Raw genomic sequence first — 18,870 nt, forward strand, 5'->3', positions numbered from 1 at the left:
GTGAATGGGGGGTGCGGTACGGCGGGTGGGTTACTTGACGCCGAGGATGTCGACGACGAAGACGAGGTCGCCCTTGGCCTCGCCCTTGCCTTCCTCACCGTAGGCGAGGTCCTTGGGGACCACCAGGAGGACGCGGGAGCCGACGGTCTTACCGCTCAGGCCCTGGGTCCAGCCCTTGATGACGCCGGTGAGCGGGAAGGAAGCCTTCTCGCCGTTTTCGAAGCTGGAATCGAAAACCTTGCCGCCGGCCAGCGCCACACCGACGTAGTTCACGGTGAGCGTGTCGGTTTCCTTGACCTCGGGGCCCTTGCCCTTGATCAGTTCCTGGGAAATGAGGGCGGTCGGGGCGGCGACACCCTCGACGGAGATCTCGGGAACGCCCTTGTCGTTTTCTTTCACGGTGGGCAGACCCGCCGGCGGAGTGACGGCGTCGCCCTCGGGCTTGTCGAGGACCTTGGGAGCGTCCTTGGCTGCGAGCAGTTTCACCACGAGGAGCTGGGACGGCTGCGCTTCGGCGCCTTCGGCTGCCGCCTGACCGGGAACGGCCAGGGCAATGTGGGAGCCGATCTTGGCGCCGATGAAGGCGTTGTAGATAGCGCCGCTGCTGGTCTTGAGTTCCTCGTTCAGCTCAAGCTGTTCCGGATCCTTCGGGAAAGTGTCTTCCAGGGTGGAACCGTCCTTGCCGTTGAAGGCAATGATCGAGATCGACGCGATCTGGTTGGCCTTGACCCGGTCGCCGCCGCCCTCCTTGATCACCTTGATGGTGGGTTCCTTGACCTCAAGGGGCTGGGTGAACTTCACGCCGGGCGCTGTCTTGTCGCCGTTCTCGGTGAGTTCGAGGGAGTCCAGTTTGGCGGTCTCGCCCGCGGACTGGCTGCTGGGCTCGGGGGCGGCAGGCTCGCCACCGCCGCAAGCGGTCAGCAGCAGCAGCCCGGGAAGAAGAATTGCTAATAGTCGGCGCACGTAAAAACTTTCGTCGAGGCTGGGTGGACGCAATGCGCACGGTTTCCCGCGGCAAAGAAATCGGCGGCCGCACGGCGGCCTCTACCAGACTAACGCGGAAAGCTGGGTATCAGCCCATAGACTCCAGCAGAGCATCCACCCGCTCGTCAACGCAGCGGAACGGGTCCTTGCACAGCAAAGTCTGGTGCGCGCGGTCGTTGAGCTTCAGGTGCACCCAGTCCACGGTGTAATCGCGGCCGAGTTCCTGGGCCCGCCGGACGAAGTCTCCGCGGAGTTTGGCCCGGGTGGTCTGCGGCGGGGCGTCCACCGCGTCCTTGATCGCCGTGTCATCCACCAGCCGGCGGACCGCACCGCGGTTCTGCAGCAGGTAGTACAGCCCGCGGGTACGCGAAATATCGTGGTACGTCAGGTCCAGCTGCGCGATCCGCGGGGCATCGAGACCCAGCCCGTGGCGTTCGCGGTAGCTGTCCATCAGCTTCTTCTTAATCGCCCAGTCCACTTCGGTATCGATCGTGCTGGTATCCCCGCTTTCGATCGCGTCAAGGGTGCGCTCCCACAGGTCCAGGATCAGTGGAACGTGGGCGTTGTGGGCGCCGTTCTCGGCCACGAACGCCGTGACCTTGGCCAGATACTCGCGCTGGATCTCCAGCGCGGTGAGCTGCCGGCCGTTGGCGAGCCGGACCAGGGCGCGGCCGGTGAGGTCGTGGGAAATTTCGCGGATGCTGCGGATGGGGTTTTCCATCCGCATATCGCGCATGATCACGCCGGCTTCGATCATCCGCAGGATCAGGTCCACGGTTCCCACCTTGAGCAGGGCCGTGGTTTCGGACATGTTGGAGTCGCCGACAATCACGTGCAGCCTCCGGTAGAACTCGGCGTCCGCGTGCGGCTCATCGCGGGTGTTGATGATGGGCCGCGACCGTGTCGTGGCGGAGGAGACGCCCTCCCAGATATGGTCCGCCCGCTGGGAGAACGCGAAGGTGGCGCCGTGCGGGGTCTTCAGGATCTTGCCCGCGCCGGCGATGAGCTGGCGCGTCACGAGGAACGGGATCAGGATTTCGGCGAGCCGGGAAAATTCCCCGCGCCGCGGGATCAAATAGTTCTCGTGGCTGCCGTAGGAGTTGCCGGCGGAGTCGGTGTTGTTTTTGAAGAGGTACACCGTACCGTTGAAGCCCTCGGCCGCGAGCCGTTCCTGCGCCTCGTCCACGAGATCGTCCAGGATCAGCTCCCCGGCCTTGTCGTGCGCGATCAGCTGGCTGAGGTCGTCGCATTCGGCCGTGGCGTACTCCGGGTGTGAGCCGACGTCGAGGTAGAGGCGTGAGCCGTTCGTCAGGAACACATTGGAGGACCGGCCCCAGCTGACGACCTTGCGGAAGAGGTAGCGGGCCACCTCTTCGGGGGCCAGCGGCCGGGACTCCGGACTCGAATAGGAAATCCCGAACTCGGTTTCGATGCCGAAAATGCGCTTGTCCATCTCAGTTCTCCTCAGCCAGCAATGCCACGATGTCTGGGTCCTCGAGCCGGCGGAAGGCCCGTCGTGCACCGCGGCTGCTTTCCGAACCGCGGTCCAGCACAGCGATTTCCACGGCCGACGGCGGCAGTGTGGCGGTTTCCTTGTCCGCCACCAGCCCGGCCAGGGCGAGCCGGACGGCGCCGGCGAAGTCGAGTTCGACCTGCCAGCCCGCTGCGACGGCTTCGGACACCTTGTCCGCCTGGCCGCCCATCACAATGAAGCCTTGCTCGTCGGCGATGGATCCGTCGAAGGTCAGCCGGTAGAGGTGGTCCGCGTCGGGGGCCGGGCCGACCTCGGCCACGGCCAGTTCCACTTCGAAGGGTTTCTGCTCCGCGGTGAACACGGCGCCCAGGCTTTGCGCATAGACGCTGGCAAGTCCCCGGGCCGTGACGTCCTCGCGGTCGTAGGAGTAGCCGCGCACATCCGCGTAGCGCACGCCGGCCTGGCGCAGGCTCTCGAACTCGTTGTACTTGCCGACGGCCGCGAAGGCGATCTTGTCGTAAATCTCGCCGATCTTGTGCAGCGACGGCGACGCGTTTTCCGCCACGAGGGCGATCCCCTCCCGGCAGCTGATGACTACCACCGAGCGCCCCCGCGCAATGCCTTTCCGAGCGAAATCCGCACGGTCCTTCATCAGCTGTTCGGGTGAAACATAAAACTGCTGGGTCATCTCAGGCCTCCCGCCGGGCCACGGCCCTGGATTCTATGATGGTGCCGGCTACCGCCGCGAGCTCGCGTTCCGGGACCCGGAAGGCGCCGGTCCGGTTTACGAGGTAGACCACCGGCCAGAGCTGCCGGACGGGATCAGGGCCGCCGGTGGCGGAATCGTCGTCGGCGGCGTCATAGAGCGCTTCGACGGCGACGGCGACGGCATCCTGTTCGGAAAGGTTGGGCCGCCAGAGTTTCTTGAGCGCCCCGCGGGCGAACACGGAGCCGGATCCCACCGTGTGGTGTTCCTGTTCCTCGTAGCGGCCGCCGGTGACGTCGTAGGAGAACAGCCGGCCAAGCCCTGCGGGGCGGTCGAAGCCGGCGAACAGCGGAACGACGGCAAGGCCCTGCATGGCCATCGGCAGGTTGCCGCGGATCATGGCACCGAGCCGGTTGGCTTTGCCGTCCAGGCTCAGCAGGGTGCCCTCGATTTTTTCGTAGTGTTCGAGTTCAACCTGGAACAGCCTCGTGATGTCGAGGGCGATGCCGGCTGTTCCGGCGATGCCGAGCAGGGAATACTGGTCGGCGGGGAACACCTTTTCGATGTGGCGGCTGGCAATGACGTTGCCCATGGTGGCGCGGCGGTCCCCCGCCATCAGTACTCCCCCGGCGTAGGTCAGCGCCACGATCGTGGTCCCGTGGGGCACCTGCAGGGGCGCGCCGGCAGGCCCGGTGAGCGCGGCGGGCGGCATCTGGCCGAAGGGCAGGTGGCCGGGCGGCTGTTGGCCGAACGGCAGGAGGTCCGGGCGTTCCCGCTGCAGGTGCGCGGTGAAGGAGGACGTGGCGTTCGCCGCTACCTGGTTGGCCGTGGTTTCCTGCACTGGTGCACTCCCTCAACTAAAGTGGATCAACGACTTTCGGAACCTCAGCCCCGGTCCCGGGCCCGGGACGCCTCCGACCGGCGGCGGGCCTACTGTCCGCCCTTCTGGACGAACGCCCGCACGAATTCTTCGGCGTTGGATTCGAGGACGCCGTCAATCTCATCGAGCAGGTCATCGACGCCCTGGGTGGCGGCCGACGCCTGTCCCCCGGCGGGTGCGGGCGGGGCGGCGGGGACGTCCTCGTCAACCTCGGTGCCGCGTGACTGCGGCTGCTGCTGCTCCTGGCCTGCCATTGTTGTCTCCTTCTGTCCGTCCCCTGTTTGCGAAGGGACATCCTGTAAGCAATATTGCCACGCCGGCGGCGCTGCCGGGGTGCTTTGTCCTTAGGAACCGGGGCTGGGACCCAGGAGTTCCGAGAGGAACGTTCCAGCCACACGGTGCCGGGAAAACAGGGCGCCGGTAAGGGCCTCGGTTCCGCGCAGCGGCTCCCGGGTGGGGACCCGCTGCAGCTTGCCGCGCCCCGGCACATCGAAGATCACGGAGTCCCAGCTCGCACCGACCACGTCGGTGCCGAAGCGGCTGACGCAGCGGCCGCGGAAGTAGGCCCTGGTGTCCGACGGCGGTTCGGTAACAGCCCGGGCGATGACGGCGTCGTCGACGATCCGCTGCATCCGCTCCCGGGCCAGCAGCCGGTGGTAGAGGCCCTTTTCCGGCCGGATGTCCGCCCATTGCAGGTCAACGAGGCCCAGCCGCGCGTGGCCCCAGTCCAGTCCGTCGCGTTCCCGGTACCCCTCAAGCAGGGACAGCTTGGCCAGCCATTCCACCGAGGAGGCGGCCCCGGCACGGTCGCCGCCGAGCTCTGTCAGCGTCGCGGACCAGTGCGCCAGCACGGCGTGGGTGTGCCCGTCGCCGTCCACTGCGTCGGCGACGCCGGTGTCCTGGGCGTGCTTCGCGGCTGCCTCGAAGTAGATCCACTGCAGGTCCAGGGCGGTGATCCGGCGTCCGTCCAGCAACCGCAGGGTGGCGGTGAGGGAGGTGTCATGGCTGACCGCCTGCAGCGCCGCTACCGGTTCGTGGACCTCGAGCCTGGGCGCCAGTCCGGCCTCGACCAGGCTGAGCACCATCGCGGTGGTGCCGAACTTGAGGTAGTTGGAGGCCTGGCTGAGATTCGCGTCGCCGATGATGACATGGAGGCGGCGGTACTTGTCCGCGGTGGCATGGGGCTCGTCGCGGGTGTTGATGATGGGACGGCGGATGGTGGTTTCCAGGCCCACCTCCGTCTCGAAGAAATCCGCGCGCTGGCTGATCTGGTAACCCGGACGGGAGGCGTCCTGGCCCATGCCCACCCTCCCGGAGCCGCAGATGATCTGGCGGGTGACGAAGAACGGGGTCAGGCCGCGGACAATATCGCCGAACGGCACGGCGCGGGGCATGAGGTAGTTTTCATGGGAACCGTAGGAGACCGATTTGTTGTCCGTGTTGTTCTTGTACAGGTTGATCGGCGGCAGGTCCGGATCGGCGGCAATCCGTCGGACTGCGGCGAGGGCCACGAGGTCACCGGCAGCGTCCCAGGTGACCACGTCGCGGGGGTTCGTGATTTCCGGGCTGGAGTACTCCGGGTGGGCATGGTCGACGTAGAGCCGCGCCCCGTTGCCCAGCACCATGTTCATCAGCAGGGTGCCGGACTCGTCCCCGCCGTCGTGCTCCAGCTCTTCGCGCCCGTAGGCGAGGGCTACCGCCTCCGCGTCGAGAACCGGCGGCTGGTCGGTCAGCTGTTCGGGATCCGCCGCGCCGCGCTCCAGGGTCCAGCCGCGGGCGTCGTGCAGCGGCTCCTCATCGGTATAGTCCCACCGCGTTTCGGCACCACCCGCGGCGCGTTGCCGTGTCACCTGGGCATAGGCCTGGATCACCCGCGCGGACATCATGGTGGCGTTGGCCCCCGGTGCCGACGGCGCGTGGATGCCGTACTCAGTTTCGGAACCCATCACCCGCATGGCACCCCCCACGGGCAGGCCGCCGGAAACACCGGCCGGCCGGCCGGACTCAGGCCGTGCAGCGGGCCCTGTCACAGGTACTGGCCCGTGCTGGGCATCGTCTCAATCGACTTGCCGGGCTCCTGGCCCGCCTTGCCCTGGACAATGGTGCGGATATACGTGATGCGCTCGCCCTTCTTGCCCGAGATGCGTGCCCAGTCATCCGGATTGGTGGTGTTCGGCATGTCCTCGTGCTCACGGAACTCGTCGATGACGGCACGCAGCAGATGGTCGATCCGGATACCCCTCTGGCCGACGGTCAGCAGGTCCTTGATGGCATACTTCTTGGCCCGGTCCACCACATTCTGCACGACGGCGCCGGAGTTGAAGTCCTTGAAGTAGAGCATCTCGGTGTCGCCGTTGGCATACGTCACCTCGAGGTATTCGTTGGACTTGGCGGTCGAGTACATCGCCTCGACCGTGCGCTGGACCATGGCATCCACGGTGGCCTGGACGTCGCCGCCGTGCTCCGCGAGGTCCGACTCATGGAACGGCAGGTCAGTGGTGATGTATTTGTTGAAGATGTCCGCAGCGGCCTCCGCGTCGGGGCGCTGGATCTTGACCTTGACGTCGAGGCGGCCCGGCCGCAGGATGGCCGGGTCGATCATGTCTTCGCGGTTGGAGGCGCCGATCACGATCACGTTGTCGAGCCGTTCCACGCCGTCGATCTCGCTGAGCAGCTGCGGCACGATGGTGGTTTCGACGTCGGAGGAGATGCCGGTGCCGCGGGTGCGGAACAGCGAGTCCATCTCGTCGAAGAACACCACCACGGGGCTGCCCTCGGAGGCCTTTTCCCGGGCGCGGGCGAAAATCAGCCGGATGTGCCGCTCGGTCTCGCCGACGTACTTGTCGAGGAGCTCCGGGCCCTTGATGTTCAGGAAGTAGCTCTTCATGTCCGACTTGCCGGTGCGCTCGGCGGCGCGGGCCGCAAGGGAATTCGCGACGGCCTTGGCGATGAGCGTCTTGCCGCAGCCGGGCGGGCCGTAGAGCAGGATGCCCTTGGGCGCCTTGAGCCCGTGCTCCCGGTACAGATCCGGGTGCAGGAAAGGCAGTTCGACGGCGTCGCGGATCTGCTCGATCTGCGGGCCGAGCCCGCCGATGTCCTGGTAGGTGATGTCCGGCACTTCTTCGAGAACGAGGTTTTCCACTTCGGAGCGCGGAATCTTCTCCAGCGCGTAGCCGGTGCGGGAGTCGATGGAAAGGGCGTCACCGACCCGGAGCTTCTGCGCGAGCAGGGCACCGGAGAGCCGGATGACGCGTTCCTCGTCGGCGCGGCCCACCACGAGGGCACGGTCCGGTCCCAGCATTTCCTTGAGTGTAACGAGGTCACCGGCCCGTTCGTAGCCGAGACCGGCGACCACCAGCAGCCCCTCGTTGAGGAGTACCTCCTGACCGACCGCGAGCTGGTTCAGATTCACCAGCGGGCTGACCCCCACCCGCATCTTGCGGCCGGCGTTGAAGATGTCCACGGATTCCTCGGTGGCGGCCTGCCCGCTGTTGCCCGGGGCGGGCTGGCGTTTCGGATTCAGCTGCAGGACGGTGCCGAAGCTGTACGGCGGCTGGCCCTCCTGATCGAGGGCGTTCTTGAGCCGGAGGATTTCGGCCTTGGCTGCCTCCAGCATGGACACCAGCCGGGAATTGCCCTGCGTCGCTGCGGCGAGTTGACGGTCAATGTGCCGGAGCTTGTCCCGGAGAATGTTGACCTGCCGTTCGGCGACGGACAGTTCGTTGGCGGCGTGACGGACACCGTCGGCGGCCGCCCCCGTTTCCGCGGCCAGTTCCGCCCCTGGTTCCACGGCCGTTTCCGCGGCCAGTGCCGCACGTGCTGCTGCGTCGTCTGCCGGGGTACGGCCCGGGTCAGTCTTCGGAGTGTCCATCGTGCATCAGCCCCTTCCTGCGCTTCTGTTAAGACACTAGCCCCAAGAAGCGGGGTGCCGCTGAAGACTTCCGAAATGCGGACTAGTTCTTAATATCCGGATCGTCCTTAACATTGGTTCCCGCGATGGCGTCCCGGGCCGCGCGGCGCAGCTTCTTGTCCGAGACGGCGCGCTCCCCCACGGCGCCCGGCGTCCAGGCATTGACATCCTCTGCGTTGAAATCCGTCTTGGACGGGCGGCGCTTCACGGAGATGCCGGTGACGCCGTCGGCCAGCCGCCGGGTGACCAGCAGGAAACCGGTGTGGGCCACCATCCGGTGGTCCGGGCGCACCGCGAGGCCTTCCAGGTGCCAGCCGCGGACCATGGATTCCCAGGCGTCGGGTTCGGTGAAGCGTCCGTCGGCGCGGATGGCCTCGGCGGTCCGGGACAGCTGCGTCACCGTGGCGACGTAGCTGATCCAGACGCCGCCCGGGGCCAGGACGGTGGCGACGGCGTCGAGGCACTCCCAGGGTGCCAGCATGTCCAGGACAACGCGGTCCACGGAGCCGGGCGCCTCGGTGCGGACCACTTCCGCCTGGAAATCGCCGAGCGAAATCTGCCAGGCCGGATGCGGTCCACCGAAGATGGTCTCGACGTTGCCGCGCGCAATATCCGCAAACTCTTCCCGGCGTTCGAAGGAATGCAGGTAGCCGTTGTCCCCCACCGCGCGCAACAGCGAGATGGACAATGCACCCGAGCCGACGCCTGCTTCGACGACGCGTGCGCCCGGGAAAATGTCAGCCATGGTGACGATCTGGCCGGCATCCTTGGGATAGACCACCGCCGCGCCGCGGGGCATCGAGAGCACGAAGTCCGACAGTAAGGGGCGGAGCGTCTGGTACTGCTGGCCGACGTTGTTGACCACCACGGAGCCATCCGGCTTGCCAATGATCTCGTCATGATTCAGGAAGCCGCGGTGCGTGTGGAACGCCCCGCCGATTTCGAGGCTGATGGTGTTCATGCGGCCGCGCTCATCGGTGAGCTGCACGCGCTCCCCTTCACGGAACGGCCCGCGGCGGCGGGCGGCGCCGACCGGCGTCGGGGTGGCACCGGCGGGGCTGGCAGACGTGCCGCTGCCCTCCGTAACATCGGCCGGGCTGGTGTTGGCGGCGGTGTCGCTGCTCATAAAAATATTCCTCGCTCCTGTAAAGCTGTGTGGCCGCGGAGTTGCCGGCGGTCCGGCTGCTTGTGCCCGGGGCAGCACCCCGGACCGGCGATGTACGGCCGGCAGGTAACTCTACCGGCTTCGGCCGGGCATCCGCCTGCCGCCGCCGGGATTCTTGCCGGTCAGGGCCTTCAACACGGCTGATTGCCGGAGCAGCCCGGTGACGGCTCCGTCACGGTCGACGACGGCGTATTCCTCGCCTTCCAGCCGGGACAGGTACTGGATCAGTTCATGCCCGGTGGACCATTCGGGTACATAAGCGCCGGCGCCGAGGGCGTACGAGACGGCGGTGACCGGCGTGGTCGCGGCCGCGTGCCCCGGCACGGAGGCGACGGCGCCGGCGTCGACCACTGCGACCGGATGCCCGTCCGTGCGGCACAGCACAACGGCGGGGCTTGCGCCGGTGGCGGCGTCCCGTGGAATGCGCAGCACCTCGGCCACCGTGGCGGATTCCGGCAGGCCGACGGCGGGTTCGGCGAGGGTGCCGGCGTTGACCAGGTGCAGGCGGCCCCGGACCCGCGCCTGCTGGATCGATGCCGTCGCCCCCATCCAGAGGAAACCGCAGACCAGGAGGGTGATGATCATCAGGGAGAAGTCCGGGCGGCCGCCGCCGAGCAGGGGCAGGGCCACGAACCAGCCAACGAGCGCGATCACGATGATCCGGCCGCTCCAGCCGGCCGCGATGGTGCCCTTTTCCTGGCTGCCGGTGGCTTTCCACACCGCGGATTCCACCAGCCGCCCGCCGTCGAGCGGCAGGCCTGGCAGCACATTGAAGATGCCGATCAGCAGGTTGGCCCAGACGAAGATGTTGGCAAGGATCCCGGCGACTCCGGTCAGATCGGCCCCAGTCAGCAGGAGCCAGCCGGCCGCTGCCAGGATGAAGTTGGCGGCAGGACCGGCCAGGGCGACCAGGACGGAACGGCCCGGGGACGAGGTGAAACTCTCAAACTGGGTGTGGCCGCCCCAAAGGTTGAGCACGATCTTCTGGGTGGGCCAGTGGAAGATCTTGGCCGTCAGGGCGTGGGCGAGCTCGTGCACCAGCACCGAGATCAGCAGCAGGACCGCGTAGGTGAATGCCACGACGTAGGCGGTGATGCCCAGCTCGGGATTCCTGGATTCGAGCACCGGTCCGTAGACGACGACGGTGAACGCCGCGATGATGAACCACGAGTATGCGAGGACTACCGGGATGCCAATGATGCGTCCGAGCGGGATGCCTTCTTTGCGGGTCTGGGCCGTGGTGCCCTGGGTGTCGGTGTCAGCCAAGGGCCAGACTCCTCACGGCGGCGGTTTCCGGCCGGGCTACCGGCCCGCTGTCCGGACTGGTTTCCGTCCAGGAGGCCGCATCCCGGAGCTCATGCCGCAGAGCCACAAGCTCCTCAAGATCGGCCACGGTGCGTCCGGCCAGGGTCTCCCAGGTGGTCCGGCGCGGATCGTGCGGCAGCGGCATAAGGTGCGGGATGGCGACTGTCACCACGCCGGAGGCCATCGCGGCGGCCACCCCCGGGACGGAGTCTTCCAGTGCCACGCAGTGCCGGACGCCCAGCTCCGGATCCTGCTGCCGGAGCAGTTCCACGGCCGTCAGGTAGGCCTCGGGGTGCGGCTTGCCGTGCGTGACGGTGTCACCGGTCACGAGGAAATCGAAGTAGGGCTTCGGCAGGCTGGCCACGATCTCGCGGGCCAGCGGGGCCTCGGACATGGTCACGAGGGCGCAGCGGATGCCCGCGGTGTGAAGCTCATCCAGTAGTTCGCGCGCGCCGGGCCGCCACGGCACGGAGGTCCGGACCAGGCTGATGACGTGGCCCGTGAGGATATCGATGATTTCCCGGCGCTCCAGCCCGACGCCGGCCTCCTGCAGGATCCCGGCCGAGAAGACGAGGGACTGGCCCACGAGCTGCATGGCCTTTTCGTGCGACCATTCTCCGCCGTGGGCGGCCACCAGGGTGTGTTCGGCGTCGATCCAGTACGGCTCGGTGTCGACGATGGTGCCATCCATGTCCCATAACGCGGCCTTGAGCAGTGGTCGGGAGGCTGTGGATTGCATGCCTACCAGTCTACGGGGAGCCCCGTTACGGCGCCCGAGAGTACGCCGACGGCGAATATCGCGCCCGCATGGTCCGTTCCGGCGCTTCATTCCATGCCTGGGCCGGGTGCTTGGACGTAGGGTGAAGAGATGAATAGCTTCGAGGGAGACCCCACGGAAACGGGCGCTTCGCCCGAGCCGGAACGGCTGCTGCAGCCCGTGCCCGCGGGCCAGCGCGTCACCGTGATGCTCGCCGCCTTCGAGGGCTGGAACGATGCCGGGGAGGCCGCGAGCGATTCCCTGCGCTACCTGAACAAGCTTTGGGGCGGCAAGAAGGTCGGTTCGGTCGACGCCGACGAGTACTACGATTTCCAGTTCACCCGGCCCACGATCCGCCGCAACTCCGCCGGTGAACGGAAGATCAAGTGGCCGTCCACCCGCATTTTCATGGCTAGCGTGCCCGGTTCGAATGTGGACGTCATTTTCGTCCAGGGCACGGAGCCGTCCTACAAATGGCGCGCCTACACCGCCGAACTGCTGGTCCATGCGGAGGCGCTGAACGTTGATTATGTGATTCTGGTCGGTGCCCTGCTCGCTGATGTTCCGCACAGCAGGCCGATTCCGGTGAGTGCATCCACGGACGACCCTGCCCTGCGGGAGCGGATGGAGCTGGAGGTCTCGCAGTACGAGGGCCCGGTGGGAATAGTCGGCGTTCTCGCGGAAGTTGCCATGCTGGCCGGTCTGCCGACTGTGTCGCTCTGGGCCGCCGTGCCGCACTACGTGGCGCAGGCTCCCTCCCCCAAGGCCCAGCTGGCGCTGCTGCACCGGATCGAAGAGCTGCTGCAGGTACCGCTGAATACCCAGGATCTGGTCGAGGAGTCCGATGCGTGGGGGCGCGGCGTCGACGAGCTCGCCACTGACGACCCTGAAATCGCGGCGTACGTGCGCCAGCTGGAGGAAGCGAAGGACACCGCGGACCTCCCCGAGGCCAGCGGCGAGTCGATCGCGCGGGAGTTTGAGCGCTACCTCAAGCGCAGGGGCAAGGAAAAGCCCTAAAGCTCGACGCCGAGGATCGCGTCGACGGCGTCGCTCACCAGCGCCGCGTCAGCGGCACTGGTGGGGCCGCCGGCGTCGAGCGCGGCCCGGGCCCAGCCGTCCACGGAGGCGAGGGCGCCGGGGGCATCCAGATCATTGCAGAGTTCGGCACGCAGCCGGGCTACCAGCGGAGCGGCCGAGCCGGCCGGCGCGACCGCGAGGGCCGCACGCCAGGAGAGCAGCCGGTCCTTGGCTTCGGCGAAGCCGGCGTCGGTCCAGGACCAGTCGGTGCGGTAGTGGTGGGCCAGGATGGCCAGCCGGATCGCCACCGGGTCCTCGCCGGCGGCCCGGAGCCTGGACACCAGGACCAGGTTGCCCTTGGACTTGCTCATCTTCTCGCCGTCCAGCCCCACCATGCCTGCGTGGGCGAAATGACGGGCCAGCGGCACACCGGCCAGCGAATAGGCATGGCCGGCGCCCATCTCGTGATGCGGGAAGATCAGGTCCGAGCCGCCGCCCTGCACGGTAAACGGCGTCGGCAGGTACTTCTGGGCGATAACGGTGCATTCAATGTGCCAGCCGGGCCGGCCCTCCCCCAGATCGCCGCCGGGCCAGCTGGGCTCACCTTGCCGGGCAACGCGCCACAGCAGCGGATCCAGCGCCTGGCGTTTGCCCGCACGGCCCGGATCACCGCCGCGCTCGGCAAAGAGTTCAAGCATTTCGGCGTCGGACAGGCCGGAAACGGCACCCAGGGTCCAGGCGCCGGGTGCCGCGGCGGAGTGCTTGCCGGCGGCCTCGACGTCGTAGTACACATCGCCGTCGGGCTCCCCGTCGGCGCCGGCCACGCGGTAGGCAAGGCCCCTGAGCAGCAGCTGCTCGATCGCGGGCACGATCATCGGGATGGTTTCGACGGCGCCCACGTAGTGGTCCGGAGCCAGCACACTGAGGGCTTCCATATCGGTCCTAAAGAGCGTGATCTGGCTGGCGGCCAGTTCGCGCCAGTCCACGCCGGTCGCCGTCGCCCGCTCCAGCAGGGGATCGTCGACGTCGGTCACGTTCTGCACGTAGGCGACCTGCTGTCTGCCGTCCCGCCAGGCGCGGTTGAGGAGGTCGAAGGCGACGTAGCTGGCCGCATGGCCCATGTGGGTTGCGTCATAGGGGGTGATTCCGCAGACATACATGGACTGTTGGCCCGTGGCTTCCAACGTCACGACGGCGCCCTTGACGGTGTCGAAGAGGCGCAGGGCAGGCATGCTGCCGGGGAGCTGGGGAACGGGGCGGGAGATCCAGGATTTCACAGCCCCAGCCTAGTGCCAGTGGTCATTTTCGCTAATTCGTCGGGGGTTTCGGCGGGGTCCGTACCATAGTCGCGCCGGGGGGACATGCTCATTCTTTGCACCCGGGACCGGGCACAATGCCACCATGTCCGCCCGCTGGCCCCGGCGCGGGGCATGTCCCTTTGGGTGGGTGTCCAGTCCAGCGGGACATGTCCATTCTTCGCACCCGGAACTGGGCATAATGCCACTATGTCCACCCGCTGACCCCGGCGCGGGGCATGTCCCTGAGCCCTGCCATCCCGCCACTGGATCCGGACCCCCGACGGACTAGCGAAAATGCCCGCTAGGCGCTGATGACATTGAAACCGAGCAGCAGGTACAGGGCGAGGCCCAGGAAGATCCGGTACCAGACGAACAGGCTGTAGCCGCGGGTGGAAACGTACTTCAGGAACCACCCGATGATGATGTAGCCCACCACGAAGGCGATGGCTGTGGCGAGGGCCGTTTCCGGCAGGCCGTAGGGGCCCGTGATGCCGTCCTTGGAGAGCACCTTGTAGAGCTGGTACAGCCCGCTGCCGAAGACTGCGGGGATGGCCAGCAGGAAGGAGTAGCGGGCGGCCGCTTCCCTGGTGTAGCCCATGAGCAGCCCGGCCGTGATCGTGCCGCCGGAGCGGGATACCCCGGGGATGAGGGCCATGGCCTGGGCCAGCCCGTAGTAGATGCCGTGTTTGTACGTGAGCTGGGTGAGGTCGCGCTCCTGGCGCCCGACGGCGTCGGCGACGGCCAGGATCATGCCGAAGACGATCAGGGTGGTGGCGACGATCCAGAGGTTGCGGAGCACGGACTCGATCTGGTCCTGGAAGAGGAGGCCGAGGACAATGATCGGAAGGCTGCCGAGGATCACGAGCCAGCCCATCCGGGCGTCCGGATCCTGCCGGGAGACCTTGCCGGTGAGCGAACCGGCCCACGCCCTGACGATCCGCACGATGTCGTGCCGGAAGTACACGATCACCGCGGTTTCGGTGCCCAGTTGCGTGATAGCAGTGAAGGCCGCTCCGGGGTCGGCTGCGTTCGGCAGGAAGGAGCCGACGATCCGCAGATGGGCGCTTGAGGAAATAGGGAGGAATTCGGTCAGTCCCTGCACAAGGCCCAGCAGGGCCGCTTCGAACCAGTTCACGTTCATAGACCCTACGTCATGAAGCCAACAGAATCCCCGTAAGCTGGCTGACATGCAGCAGCGTTATCTCGGCAACAGTGGGTTGCGTGTGTCCGCCCTTTCCCTTGGCACCATGTCCTGGGCACGGGAAACAGATGAGCAGGATGCCTCCGGGCTGCTCCGCGTCTTCGTGGATGGCGGCGGGACCCTGATCGATACCGCGGCGTCCTACGCCGACGGCCAGGCCGAGGCGATGCTGGGCGGAATGCTCGGCGACGTCGTCGCCCGCTCCGAAGTGGTGATTTCCACCAAAGCCGGGCTGACGACGTCGGAGGGCCGCCGCAGTGTGGACACCTCGCGGAACGGGATGCTCTCCGGCCTCGATGCTAGCCTGGCCAGGCTCGGTACCGACTACGTGGACCTTTGGCTCGCCCACGCCTGGGACCCCAACGTACCGTTGGAGGAAACCCTGTCCGCGCTTGAGTACGCGGTCCGCTCCGGCCGGGCACGGTACGCGGGCGTCTCCAACTTCAACGGCTGGCAGACCGCCAAGGCCGCCGCGACCGCGGGCTTCCCTCTGATCGCGAACCAGTCCGAGTACTCCTTGGTGAACCGAACGGCCGAAGCCGAGCTGATTCCGGCGATCGAGGACGCCGGACTGGGCCTGATGGCGTGGGCGCCGGTGGGCCGCGGGGTGCTGAGCGGAAAGTACCGCGGGCACATCCCGGCGGATTCCCGGGCCGCTCATTCGCGGCTGGCCAGCTACGTGGAGCCGTACCTTGAGGGTGCCGCATCGAGTGTTGTCGAGGCCGTGGCGATGGCGGCGAAGGGGCTCGGGCGGACCGCCCTGGACGTTTCGCTCAGCTGGCTGCTGTCCCGGCACGGCGTTGCCACCGCGGTTGTGGGCGCACGGACGCCCGTGCAGCTGAAAGAAGTCCTGGATTCGACGCTGGCGGCGCTGCCGCCGGAGATCGCCCAGGCGCTGGAGGACGTTTCCAGGCCTGCCTGAGCCGGTTTTTCCCCCGGCTGGTTCATAGGGTTTCTGGGGGCGCACAGGGTTCCTGGGCTTCCAAAGAGCCTGGGGATCAGTCCAGGAGTATCTCAAGTTCTTCATCGTCGACGTCCTCATCCTCGTCGTCGTCGCTGTCGTCCTCGATGACCTGCAGGGGTGTCACTTCCCCATACGCTTCGTAGAGCGAGTCGTCGTAGACTTCGAAGGCATCAGCAACGGCGAAATACGCCGCTTCGACCGCGGGGTCCCCGTCGCCCCTGCGTGCGGCGACGGTTGAGAGGTGTTCTTCCAGGGCAGCCGTCAGGGACTGAAGCGCGACACGCGGATCGATGCTCATGACTTCACGTTAGCCGGAAAAGGATGAAAATGGAGAGCGATGAAGGAACATTTTCTGAGTAGTTCAGTCCGGCGGGAGCGGGACTACCTGAGGCAATACGAGTACCTCGTACTGACGGTAAGTCCTGATGATTCCCTGCCCGACGCCCGCCGCCGGCTGGTGGAACATTCCGAGTACGGCAAGTGGGAGCTGGAGCGCAGCATCCTTTATCTGGGCGGCGGCCGCCGCTTCTGGCTCCGCCGCAAAGTCACGCAGGTCCAGCGGACCGTGTAGGTGTAGGTCCAGCGGACCGTGTGGCCGCCGCCCGCGCCGGTTCGGGCACGTTAGGGTGTCTCCAGCGGTCCCAGCCAGGCGGTTGCCACCGTATTGTGCGCCGATTCGTCGTTGGAGGGGTGGAACATTCCCGCCAGCACATCCCGGTACAGCCGTTCCAGCTCGGACCCGCGGGAGTAGCTTGATCCCCCGGACACCCGGATCGCCAGGTCCACCACCGTGCGGGCGGTCTCGGTCGCGCTGACCTTGAGGCCTGCCAGCTTCGGGAACCACTGGCTGCCGTGATCGGCCAGCCCGTCGACGTCGGAAGCCACGCTCGACAGCTGGGGGTACAGCGCATCCATGGCCATCGCGGCGTCCGCCACCTTCCAGCGGGTGCCGGGGTCCTGGGTGTAGCTTCGGCCGCCGTTCTTGAAGGACGTCCGGTGCCGGACCGCCTCGACGCCGAGGGAGAGGGCCCGTTCGCCGATCCCCGTGTACACGGCTGCCAGTAGGGTTTCGAAGCACGCGAAGATGGCAAAGATCAGTGGATCCGTGTTCGGGCCGACCGGCAGTTTCCGGAAGATCCGGTCCGCCGGCACGACGGCGCCGGCCAGCACCGTCGTGTTGGACTGGCTGGCCCGCATGCCCATGGTGTCCCAGTCCGCCAGGATCTCGTAGCCGGGGGCGCCCCGGGTGATGAAGCCGTGCACCAGTTCACCCTCGCCGTCCCTGGCGGTGGCGTCTTTGCCGAAGATTCCCAGCCGGGTCCACACCGGCGAGAGACTCGTGAAGATCTTCCGGCCGGTGAAGGAATATCCGCCGTCCGGCTGCGGCTCGGCGGTGGTGCGGGAGTCGAAGAGTACCGAGTCGTTTCCCGCCTCGGAGTTGCCGAACGCGAAGATTTCCCCCTGCGCGGCCTCTGCGAGGACGAAGTCCAGCGAGGAATCGCCCCGGGCAGCCAGGACGTGCGCGACGCCGGTCCACACCAGATGCATGTTGATCGCCAGCGCGGTAGCCGGGGCCGCCGTCGCAAGCCTGCGCTGAAGCTGGGCTGCCGCCGCGAGCCCAAGTCCCAGACCGCCGTCGGACTCCGGGACGAAAATCCTCAGGTAGCCGGCCGCCGTCAGCTCCACGAGGTCCTCCTGGCAGAACGCGTTGTCGCGGTCGTAGCCGGCCGCGCGGCCGCGGATCCGTTCCAGCAAGGCATCGGGAAGGACGTCTTCAGGGCTCATCAGGCAGCGTCGTCTCAGTAGTTGGTCAGCAGGGTATCCAGTACCCGCGCACCGAACTTCAGCGATTCGGTGGGGACGCGTTCGTCCACGCCGTGGAACATACCGGTGAAGTCCAGCTCGTCCGGCAGCTGCAGCGGGGCGAAGCCATAGCCGGTGATGCCCAGCCGGCTCAGCGATTTGTTGTCGGTGCCACCGGAGAGAGTGTACGGCAGGACCTTAGCGCCGGGATCCTCGGTGTGCAGGGCATCGATCATCGAATCGACGAGGTTGCCGGCGAAGGGGACCTCGAGCGAGACGTCATTGTGGACGTAGCTGACGTCCACACCCTTGCCGGCCAGATCCCGGACGACTTCCAGGACGCGCTGTTCCTGGCCGGGCAGCGTCCGGCAGTCGATAAGGGCCTCGGCCGATTCCGGGATGACGTTGTGTTTGTAGCCGCCTTTGAGGAGGGTGGGGTTGGTGGTGTTTTGCAGGGTGGCGCCGACGAAGCGGGCCACTGTGCCGAGCTCCTTGAGGATCTCGTCCGGATCGTCCGGATCGAACTCGACGCCCGTGAGTTCCGTCACGCCGTCGAGGAACTGGCGGGTGGTGGGCGTCAGTTCGATGGGCCACCGGTACTCCCCGATGCGGGAGACGGCGCTCGCGAGCCGCGTGACGGCGTTATCCGTGTTGATCTGTGAGCCATGGCCGGCACGGCCGTGGGCGACGAGGCGGAGCCAGGAAAGGCCCTTTTCCGCCGTCTGCAGCAGGTAGGTGCGCTGGCCGCCGATGGTGGCCGAGAAGCCGCCCACCTCTGAGATCGCTTCGGTGGCGCCATCGAAGAGCTCGGGCCGCTTCTCGACGGCGTAGCGGGCACCGTAGGCGCCGCCGGCTTCCTCATCGGCGAAGAACGCGAAGATCAGGTCCCGCTTGGGTTTGCGGCCGGTCCTGGCGAAATTCCGCAGCACGGAGAGGATCATCGCGTCCATATCCTTCATGTCCACGGCTCCGCGGCCCCAGATCATGCCGTCCCGGAGCTCGGCGCCAAACGGGTCAACCGACCACTGATCGCGGAGTGCCGGGACCACATCCAGGTGCCCGTGGACCACGAGGGCGCTGGCGGACGGGTCCTCCCCCGCCAGCCTGGTAACAACGTTGGCCCGGCCCGGAGCCGACTCGAAGATTTCGGCGTCCAGGCCGACCTCGGCCATCAGCCCCGCGGTGTACTCGGCGGCCGCGCGCTCCCCCGGCCCGGTGCCGTCGCCGTAGTTGGAAGTATCGATCCGGATCAGTTCCTGGCAGATCCTGACGACTTCATCCTCGGGGCGTACTTCAGTCATGGTTAACTCCTCGTGGCGGCGGCCCAATTGCTGGCTTCAGCCTACCCACAAGCTCCGATTATTTGTTTGGCGAATAGTCATGCTAGAGTCTTTCTCGCTGCTTCG

Annotated in this window: 18 protein-coding genes; 3 read left to right on the top strand and 15 right to left on the bottom strand. The window is 67.0% G+C overall.

Annotated elements, in window-relative coordinates; translation table 11 throughout:
• Nucleotides 1-30: 30 nt before the first annotated feature.
• From AC50X6_RS14105 to AC50X6_RS14150, 10 genes are all read right to left on the bottom strand, one after another.
• The gene (locus tag AC50X6_RS14105) at nt 31-963 is read right to left on the bottom strand and encodes an FKBP-type peptidyl-prolyl cis-trans isomerase (RefSeq protein WP_494966826.1); all 933 of its coding nucleotides are present in this window, start codon (nt 961-963) and stop codon (nt 31-33) included.
• Nucleotides 964-1,072: 109 nt separating this feature from the next.
• Entirely contained in the window at nt 1,073-2,437 is a 1,365-nt protein-coding gene (gene pafA, locus AC50X6_RS14110; protein WP_494966827.1) for a Pup--protein ligase, read from the bottom strand.
• Nucleotide 2,438: 1 nt separating this feature from the next.
• Nucleotides 2,439-3,146 carry a proteasome subunit alpha gene (gene prcA / locus AC50X6_RS14115; RefSeq protein WP_494966828.1) on the bottom strand — a complete coding sequence of 236 codons (708 nt, stop codon included), beginning with the start codon at nt 3,144-3,146 and terminating at the stop codon, nt 2,439-2,441.
• A gap of 1 nt (nt 3,147) precedes the next feature.
• On the bottom strand, nt 3,148-4,005 hold the full coding sequence (gene prcB, locus AC50X6_RS14120) for a proteasome subunit beta (RefSeq protein ID WP_494966829.1): 858 nt from the start codon (nt 4,003-4,005) through the stop codon (nt 3,148-3,150).
• 89 nt (nt 4,006-4,094) lie between these two features.
• Nucleotides 4,095-4,298, bottom strand: a complete 204-nt coding sequence (locus AC50X6_RS14125; protein WP_494966830.1) for a ubiquitin-like protein Pup — start codon at nt 4,296-4,298, stop codon at nt 4,095-4,097.
• 90 nt (nt 4,299-4,388) lie between these two features.
• Nucleotides 4,389-5,999, bottom strand: a complete 1,611-nt coding sequence (gene dop / locus AC50X6_RS14130) for a depupylase/deamidase Dop (RefSeq protein ID WP_494966831.1) — start codon at nt 5,997-5,999, stop codon at nt 4,389-4,391.
• Between the two features lie 71 nt (nt 6,000-6,070).
• Nucleotides 6,071-7,915 (bottom strand): proteasome ATPase, encoded by a 1,845-nt coding sequence (arc, locus tag AC50X6_RS14135; RefSeq protein WP_494966832.1) that lies wholly within the window; start codon nt 7,913-7,915, stop codon nt 6,071-6,073.
• 82 nt (nt 7,916-7,997) lie between these two features.
• On the bottom strand, nt 7,998-9,080 hold the full coding sequence (locus AC50X6_RS14140; RefSeq protein WP_494966833.1) for a tRNA (adenine-N1)-methyltransferase: 1,083 nt from the start codon (nt 9,078-9,080) through the stop codon (nt 7,998-8,000).
• 111 nt (nt 9,081-9,191) lie between these two features.
• A complete protein-coding gene (locus AC50X6_RS14145; protein WP_494966834.1) occupies nt 9,192-10,385 on the bottom strand; it encodes a site-2 protease family protein in 1,194 nt (397 codons plus the stop codon).
• Nucleotides 10,378-11,163 carry an HAD family hydrolase gene (locus AC50X6_RS14150; protein WP_494966835.1) on the bottom strand — a complete coding sequence of 262 codons (786 nt, stop codon included), beginning with the start codon at nt 11,161-11,163 and terminating at the stop codon, nt 10,378-10,380. The genes AC50X6_RS14145 and AC50X6_RS14150 overlap by 8 nt, the downstream gene beginning before the upstream one ends.
• Before the next feature lie 129 nt (nt 11,164-11,292).
• Between AC50X6_RS14150 and AC50X6_RS14155 the strand changes: the two genes are divergently transcribed.
• Nucleotides 11,293-12,198, top strand: coding sequence for a PAC2 family protein (locus AC50X6_RS14155; protein WP_494966836.1), 906 nt, complete (start codon nt 11,293-11,295; stop codon nt 12,196-12,198).
• On the opposite strand, the gene mshC is transcribed toward AC50X6_RS14155, so the two are convergent.
• Entirely contained in the window at nt 12,195-13,475 is a 1,281-nt protein-coding gene (mshC, locus tag AC50X6_RS14160) for a cysteine--1-D-myo-inosityl 2-amino-2-deoxy-alpha-D-glucopyranoside ligase (protein ID WP_494966837.1), read from the bottom strand. The genes AC50X6_RS14155 and mshC overlap by 4 nt on opposite strands.
• Before the next feature lie 322 nt (nt 13,476-13,797).
• Nucleotides 13,798-14,631, bottom strand: a complete 834-nt coding sequence (locus AC50X6_RS14165; protein ID WP_494966883.1) for an undecaprenyl-diphosphate phosphatase — start codon at nt 14,629-14,631, stop codon at nt 13,798-13,800.
• A 52-nt stretch (nt 14,632-14,683) separates the two neighbouring features.
• Between AC50X6_RS14165 and AC50X6_RS14170 the strand changes: the two genes are divergently transcribed.
• A complete protein-coding gene (locus AC50X6_RS14170; protein WP_494966838.1) occupies nt 14,684-15,619 on the top strand; it encodes an aldo/keto reductase in 936 nt (311 codons plus the stop codon).
• Between the two features lie 76 nt (nt 15,620-15,695).
• On the opposite strand, the gene AC50X6_RS14175 is transcribed toward AC50X6_RS14170, so the two are convergent.
• Entirely contained in the window at nt 15,696-15,959 is a 264-nt protein-coding gene (locus AC50X6_RS14175) for a hypothetical protein (protein WP_494966839.1), read from the bottom strand.
• 39 nt (nt 15,960-15,998) lie between these two features.
• Between AC50X6_RS14175 and AC50X6_RS14180 the strand changes: the two genes are divergently transcribed.
• Nucleotides 15,999-16,232, top strand: a complete 234-nt coding sequence (locus AC50X6_RS14180; RefSeq protein ID WP_494966840.1) for a DUF5703 family protein — start codon at nt 15,999-16,001, stop codon at nt 16,230-16,232.
• A gap of 50 nt (nt 16,233-16,282) precedes the next feature.
• Here the strand turns inward: AC50X6_RS14180 and AC50X6_RS14185 are convergent, their stop codons facing one another.
• Nucleotides 16,283-17,446: an acyl-CoA dehydrogenase family protein gene (locus tag AC50X6_RS14185; RefSeq protein WP_494966841.1), complete on the bottom strand. Its 1,164-nt coding sequence runs from the start codon at nt 17,444-17,446 to the stop codon at nt 16,283-16,285.
• 14 nt (nt 17,447-17,460) lie between these two features.
• Entirely contained in the window at nt 17,461-18,765 is a 1,305-nt protein-coding gene (locus AC50X6_RS14190; RefSeq protein WP_494966842.1) for a M20/M25/M40 family metallo-hydrolase, read from the bottom strand.
• Between the last annotated feature and the right edge of the window lie 105 nt (nt 18,766-18,870).

The sequence above is a fragment of the Pseudarthrobacter sp. HLT1-7 genome, assembly GCF_059383435.1.

Excerpts from the sequence above, each read along its gene's own strand:
- AC50X6_RS14150 (WP_494966835.1), bottom strand. The coding sequence starts at position 11,163 with ATGCAATCCACAGCCTCCCGACCACTGCTCAAGGCCGCGTTATGGGAC.
- prcA (WP_494966828.1), bottom strand. The coding sequence starts at position 3,146 with ATGACCCAGCAGTTTTATGTTTCACCCGAACAGCTGATGAAGGACCGT.
- AC50X6_RS14190 (WP_494966842.1), bottom strand. The coding sequence starts at position 18,765 with ATGACTGAAGTACGCCCCGAGGATGAAGTCGTCAGGATCTGCCAGGAA.
- AC50X6_RS14140 (WP_494966833.1), bottom strand. The coding sequence starts at position 9,080 with ATGAGCAGCGACACCGCCGCCAACACCAGCCCGGCCGATGTTACGGAG.
- AC50X6_RS14180 (WP_494966840.1), top strand. The coding sequence starts at position 15,999 with ATGAAGGAACATTTTCTGAGTAGTTCAGTCCGGCGGGAGCGGGACTAC.
- AC50X6_RS14175 (WP_494966839.1), bottom strand. The coding sequence starts at position 15,959 with ATGAGCATCGATCCGCGTGTCGCGCTTCAGTCCCTGACGGCTGCCCTG.
- pafA (WP_494966827.1), bottom strand. The coding sequence starts at position 2,437 with ATGGACAAGCGCATTTTCGGCATCGAAACCGAGTTCGGGATTTCCTAT.
- AC50X6_RS14125 (WP_494966830.1), bottom strand. The coding sequence starts at position 4,298 with ATGGCAGGCCAGGAGCAGCAGCAGCCGCAGTCACGCGGCACCGAGGTT.
- AC50X6_RS14185 (WP_494966841.1), bottom strand. The coding sequence starts at position 17,446 with ATGAGCCCTGAAGACGTCCTTCCCGATGCCTTGCTGGAACGGATCCGC.
- arc (WP_494966832.1), bottom strand. The coding sequence starts at position 7,915 with ATGGACACTCCGAAGACTGACCCGGGCCGTACCCCGGCAGACGACGCA.
- AC50X6_RS14170 (WP_494966838.1), top strand. The coding sequence starts at position 14,684 with ATGCAGCAGCGTTATCTCGGCAACAGTGGGTTGCGTGTGTCCGCCCTT.
- AC50X6_RS14155 (WP_494966836.1), top strand. The coding sequence starts at position 11,293 with ATGAATAGCTTCGAGGGAGACCCCACGGAAACGGGCGCTTCGCCCGAG.
- dop (WP_494966831.1), bottom strand. The coding sequence starts at position 5,999 with ATGCGGGTGATGGGTTCCGAAACTGAGTACGGCATCCACGCGCCGTCG.